We start from the raw sequence: 22,524 nt of genomic DNA on the forward strand, positions 1-22,524 counted from the left end.
GTTTACTTATTAACAGTAAGGGCAGATACTTTTTGATCTATGACCTTTACCATTATTTGATAGCTGTGACTTGCCATCTCATCTCTACCGCTCCATTTTTTTGCATTTGAGATTGCTTTTTTACGGTACGACTTTAAACGCCTCAGTTTTTCTGAGGAATAGAATAGGGATTTCATATAAGAGTGTTTAAGGTTTGCTGTTGTAAAATAGAAAAAATCTTACAATATTTTGTAGAAAATCAAAATATGATGTTAAAAAGTTATGAATGTCGTGATATCTCTTTTTCTATTTCGGCAGCTTCTGCATATAGCTTATCGCTTGCACTTCGGTCACTCTTAGATAGTTGGAAGGCCTGTTCTAGTATTTTTTTGTGTTTTTCTTGTAGTTTTTCAACTGGGCTTTTCTTTTTAAATAATCCAAACATTTCTTTTTTCTTTTAAAGATACGGCTTGTAGCGATCTTTTTCAAGGCTATATATGTCTGTTTTACAATTGAGGGCATATTTTCTACAATTCGGTAAGTACTACTTTAAAAACAAGCAGTTTGATATGATATTTACATCATCAATCAATAACAAAGTAATTATGAGAACTTCAGATCAAGAAAACAAATATCAAAGAGCACAAGCAAGAGTAGGAGAACTTAAAGAGTTTTATAACCATCTAGGCATTTATTTAATTTTTGTCGTATTCTTTCTAGCACTTAACTATTTTACGAGCGGTTATTTTTGGGCAATCTTCCCTATATTAGGTTGGGGTCTTGGTATATTAGGCCACGCAGCAAATACCTTTAGATGGAATCCTTTTTTCTCAAAAGACTGGGAGCAGCGCAAGATAGATGAGTACTTACGTAATGATGATTTAAAATAATAGCATATGGAAACGCCACAAGAAAAATATCAAAGAGCTGCGGCTCACGTACAAAAGGTGCGTAAGTTTTATGGTAAAATCATAAATGCTGTCATCGTTTGTGCCGTTATCGCAGGGATAAATTATTATGTAAATGAGTTTAGAAATCCTTGGGTACTGTGGGTAGTAGGATTCTCACTTCTAGGTATTGTGATAGACGGTCTCAAGCTTTTTGGTCTAGGTATCTTTTTAGGAAAAGGATGGGAACAGCGCAAAATACAAGAACACCTAGAGAGAGATGAAAGAGAAAATTCTTCAAACCCTATAATAAGAAAGTAATGGAGTATAGTAAAGAAAAATATGAACGCGCAAAAAAACGCGTAGCAGATGAGAAAGGTTTTTATAATCACCTTACCGTCTATCTAGTAATAAACACCTTACTACAGCTGTTTTATTCAGGAATCTTTTTTGACTTACATATCGGTGAGTATGCGCCGTGGTGGGTGCGATTTACAACACCATTTTTTTGGGGATTGTCTCTATTTATACATTGGATTTATGTTTTTAAAGGCTTTAGATTCTTAAAAGGCATACGTAAGTGGGAAGAGCGCAAGATTAAAGAGTTTATGCAAGAAGAGGAGGAAGAGTTTTCTTCACGCTTTCGCGAAAAATAGAAGCTATGAAAACACTACTACTCACGCTCCTGCTAGTTATAACTTCTATATCTAGCGCTCAAGGAGATTTTGTTATAAACAATGTAAGCCTATTTAATGGAAAAGAAATTTTAGAAAACCGCTCTGTAGCAGTAAGTGACGGAACGATAACTAAAGTATCTAAAAGACCCCAAAAAGCCGAAACAATCATAGACGGTCGAGGTAAATTCTTAATGCCAGCTCTTACAAATGCACACGTTCATACTTGGGCATTACCACAACTTAAAGAAGCAGCTCAAGCAGGAGTGCTCAACCTGCTAGATATGCACGGTATGGAACCTATGCAAAAAGCAATGGTAGATGCCAGAACCTCTCTAGATGGTGCCAGATTATACAGAGCGGGATATGCTGCCACCACAGAGGGTGGTCACGGTACACAATATGGATTTCCTATACCTACTTTAAGTAAACCAGCAGATGCTGAACCGTGGGTGAATGACAGAGTAGCTGCAGGCGTAGATTATATTAAAATCATAGTAGAGCCGTGGAAAAAGACACTGGATAAAGAAACGGTAGCACAGATTATAAAAGAAGCACACAAAGCAAGTAAAATTGCAGTTGTACACGTTTCAAATGAAGAAGATGCTTATAATTCTTTAGTAAATAATGCAGATGGACTCGTACATATCTATCACGATAAACCTATGACAGACCAGCATTTACAAGAGCTAGTAGAAGAGAAGGACTTCTTTGTAATTCCTACAATTTTAACCACGGTGTTGATACAGCCTTTATACTTTAATAAAACTACAGAGGAGACAGCTCTTATAGAAGCAAATCTTTTAAAAGAGGTAAAACGTTTGTTTGACGCTGGTATACCTATACTAGCAGGTACAGATCCACCTAATGCAAATATTAATATAGGAAGTGATTTGTATAAAGAGTTGGCTTTTTTCGCGAAAGCGGGATTACCCATAGAGGCTGTACTAGCAAGTGCTACGTCACTACCTGCAGAGAAATTCTCTCTAGAAGGAGTAGGGTACATAAAGAAAGGCTATAAAGCAGACTTGCTATTGCTGGAGCAATCACCAGTAAATGATGTAATGAAGCTCAATACATTATCACATATCTGGAAAGAAGGTACCCTTGTCGAGCAAGAATAAGAATTAGTATTTTTACGTAAATCAAAGCATAAATAAATGAATGTACTCATCATAGAAGACGAAAAACCATCTGCTAGAAGACTTAATAGAATGCTAGCCGAACTAGGAGTAACTGTAAACGAAATGCTACACTCTGTAGCAGAAGCAGTAGCTTGGTTTAAGTCTAATGCGCATCCTGATTTGATTTTTTTAGATATCCAATTATCTGATGGCTTGTCTTTTGAAATTTTTGATGAGATAGAGGTTAAGAGTGCTATAATTTTTACTACAGCTTTTGATGAGTATGCTTTACAGGCTTTTAAACTTAACAGTGTAGATTATTTGCTTAAACCCATAGATGATGAAGATCTTGAGAAGGCGGTAAACAAGTTTAAGGAGCGCACACCTAAGCCGCAAGATGTGGCACTTAACTTTGAAGATATACGTAAGCTTCTAGGCGCTACGCCGGTAGAGCGGGAGTATAAAAAGCGTTTTACTACTAAGATAGGGCAACATATAAAAATGATTCCTATAGACGAGATTGAGTGTTTTTATAGCGAAAACAAAGGAACATATGCTGGTACTATAGAGGGGCGCAATTACTTGCTAGATACTACGCTGGAGCTTCTGGAAAATGATCTGGAGCCTGAGACATTCTTTCGCGTAAGCAGAAAGTATTATGTAAATATTAATGCCATTGCAGATATTATAGCATACACAAATTCTAGACTTAAGATAAAGCTTAACAACTGGGATGAGCAAGAAATAATTGTGAGCCGTGAGCGCGTAAAAGATTTTAAAACCTGGATTGCTTAATCTTCAAGGTTTTCATTAAAAGCACTGGGAAGCATTTTTGGGATAAGTCGCACGAGTATAGGTAGTAATAAACCACCTCCAGGTAGTAAAAATACTGCCAGCGATGGTATACTTTTACAAATATCTAACAGCTGATTTTTTACCAGTTTACGTTCGTCTTTAGATAAATCCCGCGTGGTAGATTGCCCCAGTAATATGACCAGATCGCGGCTCTCACGTATCTCTCTTACTAGTCTTTTACTATTGCGAGAGATGAGATTACTTACCGTACTTGTGGTTTGGTTATAAAAATGCTTTACAGGATTACTGTAGTTGAGATAAGCAACTTCATCGCTATGCTCGGTAAGGAAGGTTTTTACAGCAAGTACACCCTCTAGATAGCCTTTTTCATCTAGGCCCATTACTGTGCAAAATTCCATAATAAAAAGACGCTCGTGCTCATCTATTTTTTGATCATCCCAGAGGGATAAACTACATAAGTCAAGTAGGTATTGTTGCTCTAGCGGTTCTGTGACTATACTTAAGTCTATCTCTGTAACCCGTGTATGTGTGTGCTTAATTAATGAGTTGTAACGTAGCGAACTTTCAAAAAGTTTTATAAGTAACTTGTTGTACTCATCTTTACTTTCTTTTTGTTGCAGGGCTAGCCAGATGGTCTCAGTAAGTACGGCTTCTAGCTTTTTTGCATACTCATAAGGATCTTCTTGTGTAATAAGGTAGTGGTCAAAACTTAAGATGTCTATATAAACCAGTGCATTAGTTATAATGTGACTAAAGTTTTTTTGTAAAACAGACTCGTTAGTCTGTACACGCTGGTGTATGATTTTTTCTACCTTATACTCAAGTGACCCTTTACCTATAGGGATATTTATGATGTACTGTTCCTTCTTATCAAGTAATTTGTAAAAAGCGATGATAGCCTCCAGGCAATCTTCTTTTCTTGCATTTGTAATAGTATCGTAATAGGTGAATGCAAGTGCGTCAAAAAGGTTGACCTTTGTCTTTTCTTGAGTAGTCCAGGTAAGACCTTTTGATTCTTTTTCTGTAAGTGTGTCTAGTGAGTGTCCATAAATAAATCCCACTGCTCGCAAAGCCTCGTAGAAGTCTTCTTCATCCATCGCATTCTTGTCTATAAAATCAAGAAATGATGAGAAGTGCTTTTTTACCCAGCCAGTTGCAGAGGGATTCATTTTATTTACTTTTTAAAGAGATTGCTATCTGTTATGCATTTTTTTGAGCGGTAAGCTCTGCAATTTTTACAATGACCTCAACGGCCTTCATCATACTCTCTACGGGAACATATTCATACCTACCGTGAAAGTTATGTCCGCCAGCAAAAATATTAGGACAAGGTAATCCCATAAAAGATAGTTGCGATCCGTCTGTACCACCACGTATAGGTTTTATGAGTGGCTCTATATCAAGTGCCTTCATAGCTTCTTCTGCAATGTCTACAATGTGCATTACAGGCTCTACCTTTTCACGCATATTAAAATATTGATCTTTTACCTCAACGGTAACGAGCTCTTTTTCTAGTTGTGCATTAAGCTCATCTGCTAGTTGTACCATCATAGCCTTGCGAGCTTCAAAATGTCCTTTATCGTGATCTCTTATGATGTACTCAAGTTTTGTGCTATCTACACTCCCTTCTATATTATGTAGGTGAAAGAATCCTTCTCTATCTGAGGTATGCTCTGGAGTTTCTAGTCTAGGTAAGCTATTTATATAATCTGTAGCGATATACATACTGTTTACCATTTTACCTTTTGCATAACCGGGATGAACTATTTTACCCTCTATGGTAACCACAGCACCTGCGGCATTAAAATTTTCATACTCAAGTTCACCTATCTGGCTACCGTCCATCGTATATGCCCAGGCAGCTCCAAATTTATCTACATCAAATTTATGCGCTCCGCGGCCTATTTCTTCATCTGGCGTAAAGCCTACACGTATCTTACCGTGTTTTACTTGAGGATTTGCCAGCAAGTATTTCATTGCTTCCATAATCTCAGTAATACCCGCTTTATCATCTGCTCCTAGAAGGGTAGTACCATCTGTAGTTACAATAGTTTGACCTTTGTATTGCTTGAGATCTTCAAAATAATCTGGAGATAATACAATATTCTGCTCCTTGTTAATCATAAGATCGCCTCCATCATAGTTTTCCCATATTTGCGGTTTTACATCTTTACCTGTAAAATCTGGAGTGGTGTCAAAGTGTGCTACAAACCCTATAACTGGCACCTCATAATCTACATTGCTAGGCAATGTAGCCATCACATATGCATTCTCATCTATAGTAACCTCTGTCATCCCCATTGCTTCTAGTTCATCACGCAGTTGTCTTGCGAGGTCCCACTGGCACTCAGTACTAGGGGTTGTGTCACTTGCGGGATCACTTTCGGTATAGGTGGTTACGTAGCTTATAAATCTTTTGAGTAGTGCGTCTTTATCTATCATTGTGGGTGGTTATGAGTGCGCTTTCGCGAAAGCGTAAAAATCATCATTCAGTTCTACTTCAAAAATACCTCTTTTTGGAGTATTTTTGCACCACAGAAATCACCGAAATGTACAAACTCCTTATACGCCCGATTCTATTTTCTTTTGATCCAGAAAAAGTGCACTATTTTACCTTTAGATGGATAAAACGCCTGCATAAACTCGGACTTTCTGGAATACTCAATAATATGGGTAAAGTAGAAGATAAGCGCCTAGAGAGAAAAGTATTAGGTCTTACCTTTAAAAACCCCGTAGGTCTTGCCGCAGGGTTTGATAAAGATGCAAAACTTTTTAATGAGCTAGGAGATCTTGGTTTTGGTTTTATAGAGATAGGTACGGTCACGCCTAGAGCTCAAGAAGGAAACCCAAAGCAACGCCTCTTTAGACTAAAAGAAGATCAAGGTCTCATAAACAGAATGGGATTTAACAATGGCGGTGTAACAGAAGCAGCAAAGCGTCTTAAGAATAGAAAGAATAATTCTATTATAATAGGAGGGAACATAGGTAAAAATACCGACACAGACCCAAAAGATTATACAGAGGACTATCTTACGTGTTTTCACGAGTTACACCCAGTAGTAGATTACTTTGTACTCAATGTAAGCTGCCCTAATGTATCTAGTCACGCAAAGCTTAATGATAAGGATTACCTAGAAGAGCTTATACAAGCAGTACAAAAAGCAAATGCGTCTTATGAGATACAAAGACCTATTGTTCTTAAAATCGCACCAGATCTAAATGACCAGCAGCTAGATGAGATTGTGGCACTTGTAAAAGACACAGGCCTGGATGGTGTAATAGCAAGTAATACATCTGTAAATCGTGAGGGACTTAAAGTTACAGATGCTAGACTGGAAGAGATAGGTAACGGTGGTTTAAGTGGTAAACCTGTAACAGATCGCTCTACAAGAGTTATAAAATATTTAGCAGATAAGAGTAATAGATCATTTCCTATTATAGGAGTGGGTGGTATACACAGTGCGCAAGATGCGCTAGATAAAATAGAAGCTGGTGCCTCGCTGGTACAATTATATACTGGTTTTGTGTATGAAGGGCCAAGTCTCATAAAAGACATAAATAAAGCAATACTAGCGAAAGGTTAATACACAACTCTCGTCTACAAGTTTTTATTTACAACTATGAGAAATTCTCACAAACTTATTTTTGCCTCCATTGCCGTTATGCTTTTTGCAATGAAGCCAGATGTGGCAGCATTTTTACCACAATGGCTCAAACTTGCAGTTGCGGGCTTGTTACTAGTTTTAGGTTTTTACACAATGTGGAAAGAACGACAGTGGTAATCGTGTTTGCTTTTTCCTTATTTTAGGGCTTTATAAACCTACCTATCTGTGATAGCATCTTTACTAGCCTTTCTTGCAGCAACTGCCTTACTAGCATTTTCACCTGGACCAGATAATATATATGTACTTACTCAGAGTATTGCAAATGGGAGTAAATCTGGACTGGCAACTACGGCAGGACTTATTACCGGTTGCATTGTGCATACAACGCTAGTTGCCTTTGGACTCTCTGTAATTATAGCAGCTTCTCCTTATCTGTTTCTTGCTATAAAAATTGTAGGGGCAATTTACTTACTCTATCTGGCTTACAAAGTGTATAAAAGTGACAGTACTATAAACCTGGCAGAAGGAGCGCCAAAGAAAACATATCTCGCACTCTTTAAACAGGGCGTACTTATGAATATCCTTAACCCCAAGGTCACCATATTTTTTCTAGCGTTTTTCCCAGGTTTTCTCTGGGATCCTGAGGGTAATACGGTATATCAATTTTACGTGTTAGGTATTCTATTTATGGTAGAGTCGTTTTTGATTTTTGGATCTATAGCCATTGTTGCTGGTAAAATATCACATATACTCCGCACCAGTGAGAAAGCTGGGGTTGTCTTAAAATGGCTGCAAATTATTGTATTTATTGGTATTGCGATATTTGTACTATCAGACTACTAGTTTTCTAATTTATATACAATAGCTTGCCAAGGTCTTAATAAGAATTCTTTAAAAGTTTTATCATCAAGTATCTTGTCATTTGAGATAAGTTTTATCTTTCTATTGTAACTTAATGATAAGGGTAATGAGAATCGCTCCACCTCGTCAGAAAAATTGAGAAGTATAAGGAACCTCTGGTCCTCTTGGGTTCTTGTATAGCAGTATACACGGTCGTGCTCTGGGCGTATGCACTCATAATCTCCATATACTAGTGCCGGGTGTGCTTTTCTAAGTGCAGTAATCTCTTTAAAATAAGAAAGAACAGAGTGCTTGGTTTTAAGCTGGGCTTCTACATTTACTCCATCTTCATAATCTGGATTTACTTTTATCCAGGGAGTTGCGTTTGTAAAACCAGCATTTGCGCTTGCATCCCATTGCATAGGTGTGCGTGCATTTTCTCTAGCGGCGTGTTGCTCACTTTGCATAAAGGCTTCTAGATCGCCACCTCGATTTTGTACAGTTTTATACCTATTTATTGTATTTATATCTCTATAATCTTCTATATCTGTAAAGCATACATTAGTCATACCTATCTCATCACCTTGATAGAAGTAGGGGGTGCCTCGCATAGTAAGTAAAAAGGTGTGGAGTAGGGTAGCGCTGTTTTTCCAGTGTTCTGGACTATCATTCCCCCAGCGGCTTACAGACCTTGGGAAGTCGTGGTTTGCGAGAAATAAGGAGCCCCATCCAGCTTGTGCAAAAGCAGCATCCCAGTCACTAAATACTTTTTTAAATTCCACAAGACTATATCCTCCTTCTCTCATTTTAAAAACTTCGCCTGGAGCTCTATCTAAGCTCATCAAGTCAAAGTGAAAGAACATATCCATCTCCTTGCGATCTTCTTGTACGAAGTCTAAAGCTTGGTCTATAGCTATGCCAGGACCTTCACCTACGGTAAATGCATCATACTTTGAGATTACCTCTGTATTAAGCTCATTAAGATACTCGTGTACCTTAGGCCCATTTGCATAATAGGCAATATACTCGTGCGGCTCTGTCGCATTAATCTCTGGATAGCTAGTGTCTTTACTTATAAATGGAATAACATCCATACGGAAGCCATCTACTCCTTTTTTAAACCAGAAATGCATCATATCATATACCTCCTTGCGCACGGCTGGGTTTTCCCACTTAAGATCTGGTTGCTTCACGGCAAAGTAGTGCAGGTAGTAGGCATCTGTTTGCTCATCATATTTCCAGGCATTTTCTTCAACATCAAAGTAGCTCCATCTTTTAGGCGGTGTTCCTTTTTCGGCGGGCCACCAGTGAAAGTAATCTCGATAGGCATTATCTCGAGAAGATCTACTCTCTTTAAACCAGTTGTGCTCATCACTGCAGTGATTAACTACAAGATCCATAATGAGACGTAACTCTCTTTCTTTCATACCAGAGAGTAGCTCATCAAAATCTTCCATAGTACCAAACTCTGCCATTATCTTGCGATAATCACGTATGTCGTACCCATTATCATCATTTGGCGAGTCATATACGGGATTCAACCATATAATGGTAACACCAAGACTTGCTATATAATCTAGTTTTTCTATAATACCACGTAAATCTCCTATACCATTTCCGGTAGTGTCATTAAAGGATCTAGGGTAAATCTGGTATACAATACCTTCTTTCCACCAGGTTTTAGTTTGCGACATAATGTGTAAAATATGATGAGTTACGAAGTTAGGTATCTGTACGCTTTCGCGAAAGCGTCAAAAGTTCTTCTATTACTCTAAGCTCGCGTTTTGATAATCAAGGCGTTAAACAAAAACAGCAAATCTAGACTTTATTAATTAAATTTTGTAAGAATAATCTTCGAAATAAATTGCTAATTTTTTTAAAAAGTAGTTAATGTTAAATTCGTAAAACACTGAAAACGTAACGCTTAATCGAGTATTGATAAAGAATTTTCTCACATTATCGAAAAATTGTAAGAATTTACTTTTTGTTTAATTTTCTGTTTTAGCTTTACAATGTTGATAAAGAGCAAGCGCCTTCCCCCTTTAGTTTGTATCTCAACACTCTCCCCCGTAATAGATTGATTATATGCACGTTTGTGCACACCATACTATTGTAAAAAATAGCATAGGATACTGTATTTATTAACCATTTATTATTAATCTAATTTTTTAAACTATGAAAAAATTAATGATCAGTGCTGCGGCGCTAGTATTTGCTACAACAGTTGTAGCACAAGACAATGTAAGCTCTGTAGAGCAAGTAGGAGATGCAAACCTTTCTGGGGTATTACAAGTAGGATCTATTAACAACAACAAACTAGTTACTAAGGGGGACAATAACACTGCAGAGGTAGTATCTCTGGGTAGAAACAACCGTAACGTAAATAGTCAAGGTGGAGATGATAACAACTTTGAAGTATTACAAACAGGAAGTCACAACTCTTCTAGAATTAATCAAGGTCAAGTATCTAGTAACGGTGCTGTGACACGTGTAGGTAATGACAATGAGGCTCGTTTATTACAAGATGGAGTAGGAAACTCTTCTGTAATTAATCAATACTCTGCAACTCCTGGACAACTATCTAATGACAACGAGGCTGTTGTAAGTCAAGTAGGAGATGATAACGCAAGTGTTGTAAGTCAAGACGGAGATTTTAACTTTGCAGACACCGCTCAAAATGGAAATGATAACGACGCTATCGTAAACCAGGTAGGAGATTCTAACTTTTCTGAAGTAGATGCTCAAGGAAACTCTAACGTTGCAAGAGTATATCAAGGTGGACAATCTAACACTAGTACAATTCTTTCTTCTGGAAATGGAAACTTTGCAGATACTGCTCAACAAGGAACTCTTAATGATTCTACAGTAGATCAGTTTGGAGACGGAAACTCTTCTGAGGTAGACGCACAAGGTAACTCAAACATTGCACGTACGTACCAAGGTGGTAATAATAACGACAGTTCTATATTTTCTACAGGAGATAGCAACTTTGCAGATACAGCACAGCAAGGTAATGGTAATAGCTCTGAAGTAATCCAGACTGGAGATTCTAACTTTTCTGAAGTAGATCAACAAGGTAACGGAAACTTAAATTTTGTTTCTCAAGTAAGTAATAACAGTAGCTCTGATGTTTTTCAAGTAGGAGATGCAAATGATACTCGTGTAAATCAGTTAGGTGAGAGCCAGGTGTCTTTTGTATCACAACTAGGTGATTCAAATGTTGCACGTGTTTATCAAGGTGGAGATTCTAACTTAAGCGTGATTGCTCAAGACGGTACTTCAAACTTTGCAGATACAGCGCAGCAAGGTACTAGTAACTTATCTGGAGTTTTACAGATAGGAACAGGTAACCAGTCTGAAGTAGATCAATTAGGAACTACAAACCTTTCTTTAGTAGGTCAATTTGGAGCAGGAAACGTATCTAAAGTATTACAAGACGGTACGTCTAACGGGTCTCTAGTAGGTCAGTTAGGTACAGGTAACACAAGTACAGTTTCTCAAACAGGTACTGGTAACGCTTCTGTAGTATTACAAGCTGGATTCTAAGCATAAAAACATAAAGCCATTATAGACATTGTAGTTATTATTAATTAATAATTATATAAATGGCGAAAGCACTACCGTATGGTGGTGCTTTCTTTTTTTAGAGAAGGGGTTGCAGAGTACGCTTTCGCGAAAGCGTAACAAACCCTACCAGTAAACCTTAATATTATGTAACTTTGTCCTCCGAACAGATTTCGGAAATATCTATGAGCCAAAAAGTACTTCTTAACGCGACAGAGATCAACATCATTCTCAATCGTCTGGCTTGTCAACTCATTGAGAATCATCTAGATTTTAAAGAAACCGTTTTAATAGGTATACAGCCCAGAGGTGTCTACCTAGCCGAACGTATTAAAAAGTTATTAATAGAAGAATATGCCATAGAAGAAATAAGGCTAGGCTATCTTGATATCACTTTTTATAGAGATGATTTTAGAAGAACAGAGAAGACGCTAGAAGCAAATAAGACCAAGATTGATTTTGTAGTAGAAAAGAAAAAGGTAGTCTTTATAGACGACGTTCTTTATACAGGTAGAAGCATTAATGCTGCTCTTACCGCAGTACAAAGCTTTGGACGTCCAGAAGAGGTAGAGCTACTATGTCTTATAGATAGAAGGTTCTCTCGACACCTACCTATACAACCAGATTACAAAGGGAGACAGGTAGATGCCATAAATGAAGAAAAAGTAAAGGTGTGCTGGAAAGAAAATGAAGGCGAAGACACCGTATATCTTGTAAAAAGCTAATTTTTGAGTATGAGTGAGCTTAGTGTCAACCATTTGCTGGGTATTAAATATATCACCGCTGCAGATATTGAACTTATTTTTAAAACGGCAGATCATTTTAAGGAAGTGATTAATAGGCCTATTAAAAAAGTTCCTTCTTTGCGTGATATTACCATCGCAAATCTATTTTTTGAAAACAGCACCCGTACAAAGCTCTCCTTTGAGCTAGCCGAAAAGAGACTAAGCGCAGACGTAATTAACTTCTCTGCTGCCGCCTCTTCTGTTAAGAAGGGAGAAACACTTATAGATACCGTAAATAACATCTTATCTATGAAGGTAGATATGGTGGTAATGCGTCACCCTAACCCTGGAGCAGGTATCTTTTTATCAAAACATATTAAGGCGAGTATTGTAAACGCTGGAGATGGAGCACACGAGCACCCTACGCAAGCGCTACTAGATAGTTACTCTATACGTGAGAAACTAGGTGATGTTGCTGGAAAAAACGTGGTTATAGTGGGCGATATTTTGCACAGTAGAGTAGCACTCTCAAATATTTATGCCCTCAAGCTACAAGGAGCAAATGTAAAAGTGTGTGGACCCAAAACATTAATGCCTAAGTACATTGAGTCACTAGGCGTTGAGGTAGAACTAGATTTAAGAAAAGCACTAGAGTGGTGTGATGTGGCAAATATGCTTAGAGTACAAAACGAGCGTATGGACATAAGTTACTTCCCTAGTACTAGAGAGTACACACAGCAGTATGGAGTAAATAAACAACTGCTTAACTCGCTTAATAAAGAAATTGTAATAATGCACCCAGGTCCTATAAATAGAGGTGTAGAGATTACCAGTGATGTTGCAGACTCAGACCAGGCTATTATTCTAGATCAAGTACAAAATGGGGTAGCCGTGAGGATGGCTGTCATCTATTTACTTGCGTCAAAAATTAAGCAATAATGAAAATTACAGAAAAAGATACATACACTATACTAGGAGACGAGCGTGATGACGTATTAGACTTTGCGATGTATCTGGAGAAAATAGTGCCACTACATTACGATAAAAAAAATCTAGTTATAGATTTATTAAAGTATGAAAATCTCACTCTAGACCAGCTAGTACAGTTTATAAAACTGTCTAACTACCAGCGTGGTGGTAAGCTCTCTTATGTGATTGTAAATACAGGTATAGATTATGATCTAGTACCAGATGAGATGGTGGTAGTCCCTACGCTAGAAGAGGCTGGAGATATTATCGCAATGGAAGAGATAGAGCGCGACCTCGGATTTTAAAAAGTGTCATAATGTCTAGCAATCTACATCTTACCATTTTAGGTTGTTATGCAGCAGCACCAGGTAGTTATAAAAATCCCACCTCTCAAGTTTTAGAAATACGCAACAACCTATTTCTTATAGATTGTGGTGAGGGTACTCAAGTAGCGTTACGACGCAATAAGATTAAGTTTGCCCGTATTAAACACATTTTTATATCACACCTGCACGGTGATCATTTTTTTGGTCTTATGGGCGTGATAACAACTTTTAGTTTACTTAAACGTACTGCACCACTTACCATTTATGGCCCTAAGGGTATAAAAGAGCTTATCTTACTGCAATTAAAACTCACAAAAGGATTTACAAGCTATCCCTTACACTTTCGTGAAATAACAAGTAAGGAGTCAGAAGTGATTTTAGAAAATGAAGAGATTACGGTAACCACTATACCACTCAAGCATCGCATCTATACAAATGGTTTTTACTTTGAAGAAAAACTAGGTGAGCGCAAGCTAGATATAACTGCTTGTTTAAAACTAGATATAGATCGTGCATATTATAATAAAATAAAGCAGGGAGGAGATATCACCTTAGATAACGGGACGGTTGTAAAAAATGAACAACTCACCTTTGATCCGCCGCAACCTAAAAGTTATGCCTATTGTAGTGATACTGCTTATTATGAAGAAATTGTATCACAAATACAAGGGGCAACAGCATTGTATCACGAGGCTACATTTCTAGAAAGTCACGCACACTTGTGTAAACCTACTGGGCACAGTACAGCAGCACAAGCAGCTCAAATAGCAGCTATGGCTGGAGTAAAAAATTTAATATTAGGTCACTACTCTGTACGATATGGTGATTTACAAGAATTTATAAAAGAAGCCGCACCCTACTTTGAAAATGTACACCTAGGTGACGATGGTAAGAATTTCACCTTTTAAAAAAAGATTATGATGGAAGAAGAAGTAAAGAAAATAGCAAAACCTATTTTAGCAAGATTACAAGTACATTTTGATGGTTTAATCCCTCGTAACCTGTTTCTCGTTAATCCAGATATACGTCTTAAGAAAGTTAATAAAACCTACGGGTCTACCTCTGTGAAGGATAGCATAAGTATTGCGTTTAAGGTTTTCATTTTTGAAGATCAATATATCTGTGAGTACTTTTTAAATGCAGATGGATACACTGAGCACCGCAGGTATAATATAGATAGAGATCAGGTAGAAATGCTTGAGAACTTTGAGGGGCAGTTTGGTGCAGAAGATTTTGAGGATGATGATATGGACTATGAAGAATTTACCCGTATTAGAAAGCACAATGATAAGGTGAGAAAACTCTTGATAAAGAAAGGGTTTATGAGGAAATAATACTGCCACTTCCACTTTTAATTTTATAGCGGTCTTTGTACATTTACTACAATGAACAGAGACTTACACGACTACAGAAAATCATACGAAAAAGGCGAGTTACTTATAGAAAACGTCGCAAAACATCCTATAGATCAATTTAAAACTTGGTTTAAAGAGGTAGAAGAAGCTGGAGGTGTTGCAGAGCCTAACGCGATGACTATTGCCACACTAGGTGATGACGGTTTTCCAAAATCAAGAATTGTACTTCTTAAAGAATATGACCAGCAGGGTTTTGTATTCTACACAAACTACACGAGTGAGAAAGGTGTAAGTATTGCACAGCACCCTAAAGTGGGGGTCTCTTTCTTTTGGCCTAATTTAGAGAGACAAGTCATTATAAAAGGTGATATAGAAAAAGTTTCAGACGCTCGTTCGGATGCATATTTTAATAATAGACCTAAAGACAGTCAGCTAGGGGCTTTAGTCTCAGACCAAAGCACCGTTATAAAAGATAGATCTGTTCTTGAGGAAAAGATGATTTCGCTTAAAGCGAAATATAAAAATCAAGATGTACAGCGTCCCTCACACTGGGGTGGTTACATCATAAAGCCAGTTACAGTTGAGTTCTGGCAAGGTAGACCTAGTAGATTACACGACCGTGTGCGCTATCGTAAAGAAGGTGATAACTGGATAATAGAGCGACTAGCCCCTTGATATGAAAACATTATACCTTGTAAGACACGCAAAGTCAAGTTGGAAATTTGATGTAATAGACCACGAGCGACCGCTTAATGAGCGCGGCCTTGAAGATGGGCCAAAAATGGCTCAACATATTGCGGCTACAATGCCTAAGCCAGATCTTTTAATGAGTAGTGATGCTTTAAGAGCAAAGACTACTGCAGTGTTTTTCGCAAAGGCATTTACTATTCCAGATACAGAGATTATACTTAATCATAAAATGTACGATTTTGAAGGGCGTGATCTGGTTGAGGTGATAAAGAGTGTAGGTGATGAGGTAGATACACTTATGGTTTTTGGTCATAATAATGCAATGACAAATTTTGTAAATTCCTATGGTGATTTACGAGTAGATAATGTAGCTACTGCGGCCTTTACGGCTATCACATTTGAGATTCATAGTTGGCAAGATTTAATACCCGGAAAGACAATTTATCATAAGGCTCCAAAAGAACTTTAAAATGACGCAGACTAAAGAAAATAGGTATATAAATAGAGAACTAAGCTGGTTACAGTTTAACGCACGTGTATTGCAAGAAGCAGCAGACGAGAGTGTACCGCTTATAGAACGCTTTAGGTTTTTAGGGATTTTTTCAAATAACTTAGACGAGTTTTTTAAAGTGCGATATGCTACCGTACGTAGAATTGTAGATGCAGGTAAGACGGGTAGAAAAGCACTAGGAGTATACTCTGCCGAAGAGTTGCTAGGTAAAATAACCGAGATCGTTATTGAGCAACAGACAGAAAGTCTCCAGATTCTAGAAGATATTTACAAAAAGCTAGAAGAACAAAATATTTATATGCTTACTGAGGAAGAGGTGACACTTCCTGAGCATAAGGAATTTATAAAAGACTTTTTTACAGATAAAGTAGCCCTTGCGGTAGAGACTATCATATTGCGTGAGGATTTAGAATTGCCACGTATACAAGATCTTGATGCTTACCTAATGGTAAAAATGAACCTTACAGAGGAGCAAAAGCCGCTATATGCACTGCTTGAGATACCTAGTACATTAGATCGTTTTGTAGTATTACCGCAGGTAGATGGTAAAGATTATATAATGATTCTTGATGATTTGATTCGTTATAACCTAGATACCATTTTTAGCATTTTTGAATATGATAGCATTACTGCACATATGATTAAAATAACGCGTGATGCAGAGCTAGATATTGAGTCAGATCTTGGTAAAAGTTTTTTAGAGAAACTTACTCGTAGTGTAAAAGGAAGAGAAGATGGAGAGCCTGTACGTTTTGTATTTGATAAAACTATAGAAGAAGAGACACTGCAATTCTTACTTAATAAACTAGGTATAAAACGTAAGGATAGTATTATACCCGGCGGGCGTTATCATAACCGTAAAGATTATATGAATTTTCCTGCCTTTGGAAGGCAAGAGCTTTATTATCCTAGTGTAAAACCACTCCCTATACCTGGTATCACTCTTGAAGATAACTTATTCTCTATTGCTGCAAAGAAAGACTTTTTACAATATACTCCTTATCAGAGCTTTTCATATACCATCAAGTTCCTTAGAGAAGCTGCTCTAGACCCCAAGGTGAGATCTATAAAAATCACCATTTATAGGCTTGCAAAGCTCTCGAGTATAGCGAGCGCATTGATAAACGCTGCTCAAAATGGAAAAGAAGTAACCGTGCAGATTGAGCTTAGAGCGAGGTTTGACGAGGAGTCAAATATGCGCTACGCAAAAAAGATGCAAAACGAAGGTGTAAGACTCATATTTGGCGTACCTGGTCTTAAAGTACACAGTAAAGTCTGTGTGATTGAACGTGAAGAAGAAGGTAAAATTGTGCGTTACGGCTTTATAAGTACGGGTAATTTTAACCACGCTACAGCGCGTATATATACAGATTACACACTATTTACAGCAAATAAAGAAATACTTAAAGATCTCTCAAAACTCTTTAACTTTTTTGACACAAATTATATCGTAAATAAGTACAAACATTTAGTAGTATCTCCTCATTACTCACGTACTAGAATGTATAAACTCATTCAAGAGCAAATAGAGACTGTTCAAAATGGAGGAGAAGGTCTCATAAGACTTAAGCTCAACAGTATCTCAAACTATGACATTATAGATAAGCTATATGAAGCTAGTCAAGCTGGTGTAAAAATACAAATGATAGTGCGTGGTATATGCTGCCTTATTCCAGGAGTACCCGGTATGAGTGAAAACATAGAAATCATAAGTATTATAGATAAATTTTTAGAGCATCCACGTGTATATATCTTTGGTATACCTGGGGAAGAAAAGGTTTTCCTATCATCATCAGACTGGATGAGTCGTAATCTAGATAATAGAGTAGAGGTCTCAGTACCTATATATGATGAAGATATAAAGCAAGAAATTATAGATACCCACGAGATATCTTGGAGCGATAATGTAAAAGCGCGTGTACTTAATAAGCAAATGGATAATAGGTACAAAAAAGATGATTTACCTTTTGTGAGATCACAATTTGCCACTTATGAGTATTATGTAAATAAACTTAAAGACCTATAGTGCTTAACATATCAAAATACGCTGCAATAGACATAGGGTCTAACGCAATAAGATTGCTCGTTGCAAATGTTATAGAACAAGAAAACGGGCCTACACTATTTAGAAAAAATGCCCTTGTGCGTGTCCCCATAAGGCTAGGAGAAGACGTTTTTATTAATGGAGAAATATCATTAAAAAATCAAAAGCGTATGGAGGATGCAATGAAAGCCTTTAGATTGTTAATGAATGCTCACGAGGTAAAACAGTATCGTGCGTGTGCTACAAGTGCGATGAGAGATGCTAAGAATGGAGACGCTTTCGCGAAAAAAATAAAAGAAACAACAGATATAAATATAGAGATCATAGATGGTGAAGAAGAAGCACAAATCATTGCCGCTACAGATCTTCAAAGTTTCATTAAAGAAGATAGAACTTACATCTACGTAGATGTAGGAGGTGGAAGTACCGAGATAACCATCTACCATATGGGAGAAGTTGTGGCCTCAAAGTCTTTTAAGATAGGAACAGTAAGGCTACTTAATGATCTAGTTTCTTCAGAAGATTGGGATGTGTTTAAAAACTGGATACACCAGCACTGTAAAGATTTTAGCCATATCGATCTTATAGGCTCTGGTGGAAATATTAATAAAGTATTTAAGCTAAGTACAAAGAAGCCAGGTAAAACATTATCTTATTTATTTTTATCACAATTATACAAGGACTTAAGTGCTATGAGTTACGAGCAACGTGTGATAGATTTACAGCTCAACCCAGACCGTGCAGACGTTATAATACCCGCCTTAAGAATATACCTACAAGCAATGAAGTCATCAAAAGCAAAACAAATTATAGTCCCAAAAATTGGTCTTGCAGATGGTATTATCAAAAGTTTATATCTTTCAAAATAAATATTGACATCATATAAATAATGTATATTTGTCTCCTAACCCTCTGAAAATTCGATAAATGAAAAAGTTTTTATTTAGTACAGTTGTCTTAAGTTTATTTGTATTTACGACTGTAAATGCTCAAGTTACATCAGGATTTAAAGCCGGAGTAAACTTCTCAGACGTTAACAGCTTTGAGTTTAATAATGATGGTTCTTCTGCGGCAAATACGATAGAAGATCAGCTAGATGGAAGGCGTACAGGTTATTTTGTAGGTTTTTTAGTAGATATTCCTCTTACAGAAAAGTTAAGTTTTGTTCCAGAATTTATCTTCTCTCAACAAGGTAAAAATTTAGAGAGCTTTAGACTTGATTATTTAAACTTACCACTTGGTCTTAAGCTAGAGATAAGTGATTTATATGTGAGCGTAGGCCCACAAATAGGTGTAAGGGTTTGGGATTCAGATAAATCTGGTGAATTTTCAAACTTTGAAGCATCGGCTTTTGGAGGAATAGGGTATATTTTTGAGTCTAACATTTTTATTGAGGCGAGATATACACTTGGTCTTACAGATATCTTTCAAGATAATAATGCAACTACCTTTAGTAATGGAGGCGGAACAACGTTTACAAATCTTGAAGGAAAAAATGCGGTAATACAATTAGGCGTTGGTTATAGACTTTAAGTCTAGAATTGCAGCTTGTCGATTGTATGTTGTTTTTTATAGTATTAAGAAGGCTTTCTTTTATAAAAGCCTTTTTATATTTAATATAGCGATTATCTTTACATTCTAGTAGTTTCCCAGCAACACAAAAATGTTATTAACGACTATTATTTTATTGATATGAAAAAACTAGTACTTTCTTTATTATTTTTTGCATTTATATGCAGTACACAATTGTTTGCTCAAGGCGCAAGAGTTGGCTTTAAAGCTGGATTAAGCTATAGTCAAATAAGTGGTTATGAGTTCGATCTTTTTAATAGAATGGGTGATGCCGCTAGACCTGCACCTACCGGAGCAGAAGAAGGACGTTATGGGTTTGCTGTAGCATTTCTAGCCGAATTCCCTATTAATGATAAAATAAGTTTTCAACCAGAATTTGCATTCTCATCACAAGGTAATAAGTATGAGGGAACACGTTTTGATAACTTACAGTTGCCACTAGGTTTGAGAATAAACTTTAATCAGCTTTTTGTTATTGCTGGACCACAAGCTGGTATCAAAATATCTGATCCATTACAGTCTAAAAATTATAAATCTTTTGATGTCTCTGCCTTTGGAGCAATAGGGTATCATTTTAACGAGAGTGTTTTTATAGAAGCACGTTTTACAAGAGGATTTTTAGAAGTATTTGAGGATGATTCTCAAATATTAGTTCCTTACACGCCAAGCGGTGATGATCCTGGGGCAAATAGCAATAGCCTTGTAAATAGCGATAATTTTCTTATCAATAATACTGGAAACAATCAGTACTTTACCTTTAGTGTAGGATATAGATTATAAAATCATAGACACATATTAAAAGCCTAGATTATAATATAATCTAGGCTTTTTTAGTTTTACAAATATATGTGCCACTAGATTTTCATTCGTAGTATGATGCATACAGGTACAAGTAACGTGTATGTTATAAAGAAAGGGATAATAAGTTCTGGGCTTTGTAGTACCAGTAATGTAGCCATTATTAATAGTTGAAAACCTAAGCCAAAGGTTGATACAAGAGTCATTAACCAGTTAGGTATAAGCTTACCTTTAGCGGCTCTAGGATCTAGCGTATAGATTATTGTATCAAATAATCCATATAGAACTTTATATGTGTAAAAAAGGGCTGTTACCGTAACTTGCTCTTCACCCGGTAATGCTTTGGGTGTTCCTGTCTCGGTGATTCGGCTTGTAGTATCACCGTTGAGTTTATATCTCAAGATAACATAGTAGTAATTATATAACGTCCCTTGTATTTGAAGTGCTATAAATGCAAGAATAATAAGCCAAACATCTGCATCTGTCTTATAACCTATCATTAAAAGGAATAACGCATTAAGTACAATATCAAGTATAGAATCTAGATATCGACCCGTGTAGGATGGTGTTTTTTTAACTCTGGCCAGTTCCCCATCTGCGGCATCAAGTATAGATTTTAGAATCATAAAAATTGCTGCGAGTATATAATATTCTGTGTAGATACAATAGATAGCAATCATTCCCGAAACAAAAAAGAGAAGCGTAACCTGGACAGGAGTAGCGCTGGTATCCTTTAAAAATCGTACTATATACTGAGCGGGTTTTCTTCCGTAGTCTGATAAATCTGTAAAACGATGCGCCTGTGGTAATTTTGACATAAATTCTAGGTTGTAGCATTTTTAAAAACCTAGAAGGGCAATTTAAAACAGCAATTGTTAATTAAATATAACTAATACAAAGGTAGTTTACGCTTTCGCGAAAGCGTAATTAATCACTTGTTAATTTGACTGGTTATAAAAGGATATATAGATAGCATTAAAAACATAAGCACACTAAGAACTACACTTATTGATATGAAACTAAAGACTTCTTCAAGATTAAAGAGTATGATAGCAATAGGTTGAAATACACCAAAAATTATAAGTAATACAACGAGTGTAAAGGCTATATTCATAATTTTTGGGACGCGCTTTACTGCTTGTAAGGTGAGTGCGAGTAATTGCGGTATAACTTCATCAGAGAGGTGCATACCTAGTTTTGAAATGAGTTCTTCACTAAAGCCTACATCCTGATAGCGTATGGTGTCTATTTGAACAGCATAATTTATAATCTTTTCTTGATGTCGTTCATATATTCTTGAAACATCTAGCTCTTCTTTAAACTGATTGTATTTAAAACCAAAATAATGGTTCCAGCCAGTACCTACTTTGTGCTCTGCCCATTTTTTGAGCATACGGCTATCGTACTCTTTTGGGTTCATATAGTTATCTACTCTTCCTTTACTTGGATCGTTAAGAAGTATAGCTTTAGTCTCTAAATATAAAATTTCTGTTTCTCCATAGCGATCTTTTTCTTCTATATACTCAAGTGCAAGCTTAGATCTACCTTTATAAAACTCTTTTACTAGAAAGTAGTTTAGGTTTGTAAACTCTTCATCTATATATTCTTTTAAGCCAGGTGCCCAAACTTTTGATCGTACAAGTATATCTGCAATATCTCTAAAGTAATGCACTTGCTGGGTGAGCTTCTGTATTTCTAATGTTGTAGAGTCTCCTGTAAATTGTAATTGAGACGTTTTGGTAAGAATGAAACCTAAAATAACAACAACGAGCAGTATGCTTATAACAACTATTATTTGTACAGTGGTAAGTAGTTGTGATTTATTGTCAAGCGGGAAATATAGTATAAGACCTATAACCAGCAGAAGGCCTCCACAAACGCTTATAAACGTCGGGATAAAGGGTGTGACCAACTTGACAAAATTACGCAATTTTATCTAACTTTTTAATTATTAAGTAGTTGGGCCCCTTACCGTGAGGTAATACAAGGTAGACAAATAAACAATTTATAATTGGATATACAAAATTGTAAGAAAACCATTTTTA

27 protein-coding genes are annotated in these 22,524 nt (G+C 36.6%); 20 read left to right on the top strand and 7 right to left on the bottom strand.

Annotated elements, in window-relative coordinates:
* Positions 1-2: 2 nt before the first annotated feature.
* Together MED134_RS15220 and MED134_RS15150 are read right to left on the bottom strand one after the other, a co-directional pair.
* Positions 3-176 (bottom strand): hypothetical protein, encoded by a 174-nt coding sequence (locus MED134_RS15220; RefSeq protein ID WP_021779274.1) that lies wholly within the window; start codon positions 174-176, stop codon positions 3-5.
* Between the two features lie 83 nt (positions 177-259).
* Complete coding sequence (locus tag MED134_RS15150; RefSeq protein ID WP_021779273.1) at positions 260-424, bottom strand: Lacal_2735 family protein; 165 nt, start codon at positions 422-424, stop codon at positions 260-262.
* Positions 425-584: 160 nt separating this feature from the next.
* On the opposite strand from MED134_RS15150, the gene MED134_RS00915 reads away from it, so the two are divergent.
* From MED134_RS00915 to MED134_RS00935, 5 genes are read left to right on the top strand one after another with little or no spacing between them, the layout of a single operon-like run.
* On the top strand, positions 585-869 hold the full coding sequence (locus tag MED134_RS00915; RefSeq protein ID WP_035328545.1) for a 2TM domain-containing protein: 285 nt from the start codon (positions 585-587) through the stop codon (positions 867-869).
* Between the two features lie 6 nt (positions 870-875).
* A complete protein-coding gene (locus tag MED134_RS00920; RefSeq protein ID WP_021779271.1) occupies positions 876-1,187 on the top strand; it encodes a 2TM domain-containing protein in 312 nt (103 codons plus the stop codon).
* A complete protein-coding gene (locus tag MED134_RS00925; protein ID WP_021779270.1) occupies positions 1,187-1,522 on the top strand; it encodes a 2TM domain-containing protein in 336 nt (111 codons plus the stop codon). The genes MED134_RS00920 and MED134_RS00925 overlap by 1 nt, the downstream gene beginning before the upstream one ends.
* 5 nt (positions 1,523-1,527) lie before the next feature.
* Positions 1,528-2,664, top strand: a complete 1,137-nt coding sequence (locus MED134_RS00930; RefSeq protein ID WP_021779269.1) for an amidohydrolase family protein — start codon at positions 1,528-1,530, stop codon at positions 2,662-2,664.
* Between the two features lie 36 nt (positions 2,665-2,700).
* Positions 2,701-3,459, top strand: a complete 759-nt coding sequence (locus MED134_RS00935; protein WP_021779268.1) for a LytR/AlgR family response regulator transcription factor — start codon at positions 2,701-2,703, stop codon at positions 3,457-3,459.
* Here MED134_RS00935 and MED134_RS00940 read toward each other — a convergent pair.
* Positions 3,456-4,649 carry an LETM1-related biofilm-associated protein gene (locus MED134_RS00940; RefSeq protein WP_021779267.1) on the bottom strand — a complete coding sequence of 398 codons (1,194 nt, stop codon included), beginning with the start codon at positions 4,647-4,649 and terminating at the stop codon, positions 3,456-3,458. The two genes, MED134_RS00935 and MED134_RS00940, sit on opposite strands and share 4 nt — an antisense overlap.
* 31 nt (positions 4,650-4,680) lie before the next feature.
* Positions 4,681-5,922, bottom strand: coding sequence for a peptidase T (gene pepT, locus MED134_RS00945; protein WP_021779266.1), 1,242 nt, complete (start codon positions 5,920-5,922; stop codon positions 4,681-4,683).
* A gap of 107 nt (positions 5,923-6,029) precedes the next feature.
* On the opposite strand from pepT, the gene MED134_RS00950 reads away from it, so the two are divergent.
* Genes MED134_RS00950 through MED134_RS00955 form a run of 3 tightly spaced genes read left to right on the top strand, consistent with a single transcriptional unit; the run spans position 6,030 to position 7,928 of the window.
* Positions 6,030-7,064 carry a quinone-dependent dihydroorotate dehydrogenase gene (locus tag MED134_RS00950; RefSeq protein WP_021779265.1) on the top strand — a complete coding sequence of 345 codons (1,035 nt, stop codon included), beginning with the start codon at positions 6,030-6,032 and terminating at the stop codon, positions 7,062-7,064.
* A gap of 36 nt (positions 7,065-7,100) precedes the next feature.
* Complete coding sequence (locus MED134_RS15225; RefSeq protein WP_021779264.1) at positions 7,101-7,262, top strand: hypothetical protein; 162 nt, start codon at positions 7,101-7,103, stop codon at positions 7,260-7,262.
* A gap of 48 nt (positions 7,263-7,310) precedes the next feature.
* Complete coding sequence (locus MED134_RS00955; protein ID WP_021779263.1) at positions 7,311-7,928, top strand: LysE family translocator; 618 nt, start codon at positions 7,311-7,313, stop codon at positions 7,926-7,928.
* Here the strand turns inward: MED134_RS00955 and MED134_RS00960 are convergent.
* Positions 7,925-9,619 carry a glycoside hydrolase family 13 protein gene (locus MED134_RS00960; RefSeq protein ID WP_021779262.1) on the bottom strand — a complete coding sequence of 565 codons (1,695 nt, stop codon included), beginning with the start codon at positions 9,617-9,619 and terminating at the stop codon, positions 7,925-7,927. The two genes, MED134_RS00955 and MED134_RS00960, sit on opposite strands and share 4 nt — an antisense overlap.
* A 481-nt stretch (positions 9,620-10,100) precedes the next feature.
* Between MED134_RS00960 and MED134_RS00965 the strand changes: the two genes are divergently transcribed.
* The 12 genes from MED134_RS00965 (at position 10,101) to MED134_RS01020 (ending at position 20,461) form a co-directional block, all read left to right on the top strand.
* Entirely contained in the window at positions 10,101-11,471 is a 1,371-nt protein-coding gene (locus tag MED134_RS00965; RefSeq protein WP_021779261.1) for a hypothetical protein, read from the top strand.
* Positions 11,472-11,674: 203 nt separating this feature from the next.
* The gene (gene pyrR, locus MED134_RS00970; RefSeq protein ID WP_021779260.1) at positions 11,675-12,214 is read left to right on the top strand and encodes a bifunctional pyr operon transcriptional regulator/uracil phosphoribosyltransferase PyrR; all 540 of its coding nucleotides are present in this window, start codon (positions 11,675-11,677) and stop codon (positions 12,212-12,214) included.
* A 9-nt stretch (positions 12,215-12,223) separates the two neighbouring features.
* Entirely contained in the window at positions 12,224-13,153 is a 930-nt protein-coding gene (locus MED134_RS00975; protein WP_021779259.1) for an aspartate carbamoyltransferase catalytic subunit, read from the top strand.
* Entirely contained in the window at positions 13,153-13,488 is a 336-nt protein-coding gene (locus MED134_RS00980; protein ID WP_021779258.1) for a hypothetical protein, read from the top strand. Before MED134_RS00975 ends, MED134_RS00980 begins: the two co-directional genes overlap by 1 nt.
* 11 nt (positions 13,489-13,499) lie before the next feature.
* Positions 13,500-14,417 carry a ribonuclease Z gene (locus MED134_RS00985; protein WP_021779257.1) on the top strand — a complete coding sequence of 306 codons (918 nt, stop codon included), beginning with the start codon at positions 13,500-13,502 and terminating at the stop codon, positions 14,415-14,417.
* 9 nt (positions 14,418-14,426) lie between these two features.
* A complete protein-coding gene (locus MED134_RS00990) occupies positions 14,427-14,843 on the top strand; it encodes a hypothetical protein (RefSeq protein WP_148305625.1) in 417 nt (138 codons plus the stop codon).
* Positions 14,844-14,894: 51 nt separating this feature from the next.
* Positions 14,895-15,539, top strand: coding sequence for a pyridoxamine 5'-phosphate oxidase (gene pdxH / locus MED134_RS00995; protein WP_021779255.1), 645 nt, complete (start codon positions 14,895-14,897; stop codon positions 15,537-15,539).
* A gap of 1 nt (position 15,540) precedes the next feature.
* A complete protein-coding gene (locus MED134_RS01000; RefSeq protein ID WP_021779254.1) occupies positions 15,541-16,023 on the top strand; it encodes a SixA phosphatase family protein in 483 nt (160 codons plus the stop codon).
* A gap of 1 nt (position 16,024) precedes the next feature.
* Positions 16,025-18,091, top strand: coding sequence for a polyphosphate kinase 1 (ppk1, locus tag MED134_RS01005; protein ID WP_021779253.1), 2,067 nt, complete (start codon positions 16,025-16,027; stop codon positions 18,089-18,091).
* On the top strand, positions 18,091-18,978 hold the full coding sequence (locus tag MED134_RS01010) for a Ppx/GppA phosphatase family protein (protein WP_021779252.1): 888 nt from the start codon (positions 18,091-18,093) through the stop codon (positions 18,976-18,978). Before ppk1 ends, MED134_RS01010 begins: the two co-directional genes overlap by 1 nt.
* A 58-nt stretch (positions 18,979-19,036) precedes the next feature.
* The gene (locus MED134_RS01015) at positions 19,037-19,642 is read left to right on the top strand and encodes a porin family protein (RefSeq protein WP_021779251.1); all 606 of its coding nucleotides are present in this window, start codon (positions 19,037-19,039) and stop codon (positions 19,640-19,642) included.
* Between the two features lie 159 nt (positions 19,643-19,801).
* Positions 19,802-20,461 (top strand): porin family protein, encoded by a 660-nt coding sequence (locus tag MED134_RS01020; RefSeq protein WP_021779250.1) that lies wholly within the window; start codon positions 19,802-19,804, stop codon positions 20,459-20,461.
* A gap of 74 nt (positions 20,462-20,535) precedes the next feature.
* On the opposite strand, the gene MED134_RS01025 is transcribed toward MED134_RS01020, so the two are convergent.
* Positions 20,536-21,297 (bottom strand): CDP-alcohol phosphatidyltransferase family protein, encoded by a 762-nt coding sequence (locus tag MED134_RS01025; RefSeq protein WP_021779249.1) that lies wholly within the window; start codon positions 21,295-21,297, stop codon positions 20,536-20,538.
* Positions 21,298-21,410: 113 nt separating this feature from the next.
* Positions 21,411-22,391: a hypothetical protein gene (locus MED134_RS01030; protein ID WP_021779248.1), complete on the bottom strand. Its 981-nt coding sequence runs from the start codon at positions 22,389-22,391 to the stop codon at positions 21,411-21,413.
* Between the last annotated feature and the right edge of the window lie 133 nt (positions 22,392-22,524).

Origin of the sequence: Dokdonia sp. MED134 (genome assembly GCF_000152925.2) — a bacterium.
Taxonomy (GTDB): Bacteria; Bacteroidota; Bacteroidia; order Flavobacteriales; family Flavobacteriaceae; genus Dokdonia.

Excerpts from the sequence above, each read along its gene's own strand:
- MED134_RS00950 (WP_021779265.1), top strand. The coding sequence starts at position 6,030 with ATGTACAAACTCCTTATACGCCCGATTCTATTTTCTTTTGATCCAGAA.
- MED134_RS01015 (WP_021779251.1), top strand. The coding sequence starts at position 19,037 with ATGAAAAAGTTTTTATTTAGTACAGTTGTCTTAAGTTTATTTGTATTT.
- MED134_RS15225 (WP_021779264.1), top strand. The coding sequence starts at position 7,101 with ATGAGAAATTCTCACAAACTTATTTTTGCCTCCATTGCCGTTATGCTT.
- pdxH (WP_021779255.1), top strand. The coding sequence starts at position 14,895 with ATGAACAGAGACTTACACGACTACAGAAAATCATACGAAAAAGGCGAG.
- MED134_RS15150 (WP_021779273.1), bottom strand. The coding sequence starts at position 424 with ATGTTTGGATTATTTAAAAAGAAAAGCCCAGTTGAAAAACTACAAGAA.
- MED134_RS00930 (WP_021779269.1), top strand. The coding sequence starts at position 1,528 with ATGAAAACACTACTACTCACGCTCCTGCTAGTTATAACTTCTATATCT.
- pepT (WP_021779266.1), bottom strand. The coding sequence starts at position 5,922 with ATGATAGATAAAGACGCACTACTCAAAAGATTTATAAGCTACGTAACC.
- MED134_RS01000 (WP_021779254.1), top strand. The coding sequence starts at position 15,541 with ATGAAAACATTATACCTTGTAAGACACGCAAAGTCAAGTTGGAAATTT.
- MED134_RS15220 (WP_021779274.1), bottom strand. The coding sequence starts at position 176 with ATGAAATCCCTATTCTATTCCTCAGAAAAACTGAGGCGTTTAAAGTCG.
- MED134_RS00935 (WP_021779268.1), top strand. The coding sequence starts at position 2,701 with ATGAATGTACTCATCATAGAAGACGAAAAACCATCTGCTAGAAGACTT.
- MED134_RS01025 (WP_021779249.1), bottom strand. The coding sequence starts at position 21,297 with ATGTCAAAATTACCACAGGCGCATCGTTTTACAGATTTATCAGACTAC.
- ppk1 (WP_021779253.1), top strand. The coding sequence starts at position 16,025 with ATGACGCAGACTAAAGAAAATAGGTATATAAATAGAGAACTAAGCTGG.
- MED134_RS00965 (WP_021779261.1), top strand. The coding sequence starts at position 10,101 with ATGAAAAAATTAATGATCAGTGCTGCGGCGCTAGTATTTGCTACAACA.
- MED134_RS00975 (WP_021779259.1), top strand. The coding sequence starts at position 12,224 with ATGAGTGAGCTTAGTGTCAACCATTTGCTGGGTATTAAATATATCACC.
- pyrR (WP_021779260.1), top strand. The coding sequence starts at position 11,675 with ATGAGCCAAAAAGTACTTCTTAACGCGACAGAGATCAACATCATTCTC.
- MED134_RS00980 (WP_021779258.1), top strand. The coding sequence starts at position 13,153 with ATGAAAATTACAGAAAAAGATACATACACTATACTAGGAGACGAGCGT.
- MED134_RS00990 (WP_148305625.1), top strand. The coding sequence starts at position 14,427 with ATGATGGAAGAAGAAGTAAAGAAAATAGCAAAACCTATTTTAGCAAGA.
- MED134_RS00940 (WP_021779267.1), bottom strand. The coding sequence starts at position 4,649 with ATGAATCCCTCTGCAACTGGCTGGGTAAAAAAGCACTTCTCATCATTT.
- MED134_RS00920 (WP_021779271.1), top strand. The coding sequence starts at position 876 with ATGGAAACGCCACAAGAAAAATATCAAAGAGCTGCGGCTCACGTACAA.
- MED134_RS00925 (WP_021779270.1), top strand. The coding sequence starts at position 1,187 with ATGGAGTATAGTAAAGAAAAATATGAACGCGCAAAAAAACGCGTAGCA.
- MED134_RS00915 (WP_035328545.1), top strand. The coding sequence starts at position 585 with ATGAGAACTTCAGATCAAGAAAACAAATATCAAAGAGCACAAGCAAGA.
- MED134_RS00960 (WP_021779262.1), bottom strand. The coding sequence starts at position 9,619 with ATGTCGCAAACTAAAACCTGGTGGAAAGAAGGTATTGTATACCAGATT.
- MED134_RS00985 (WP_021779257.1), top strand. The coding sequence starts at position 13,500 with ATGTCTAGCAATCTACATCTTACCATTTTAGGTTGTTATGCAGCAGCA.
- MED134_RS01020 (WP_021779250.1), top strand. The coding sequence starts at position 19,802 with ATGAAAAAACTAGTACTTTCTTTATTATTTTTTGCATTTATATGCAGT.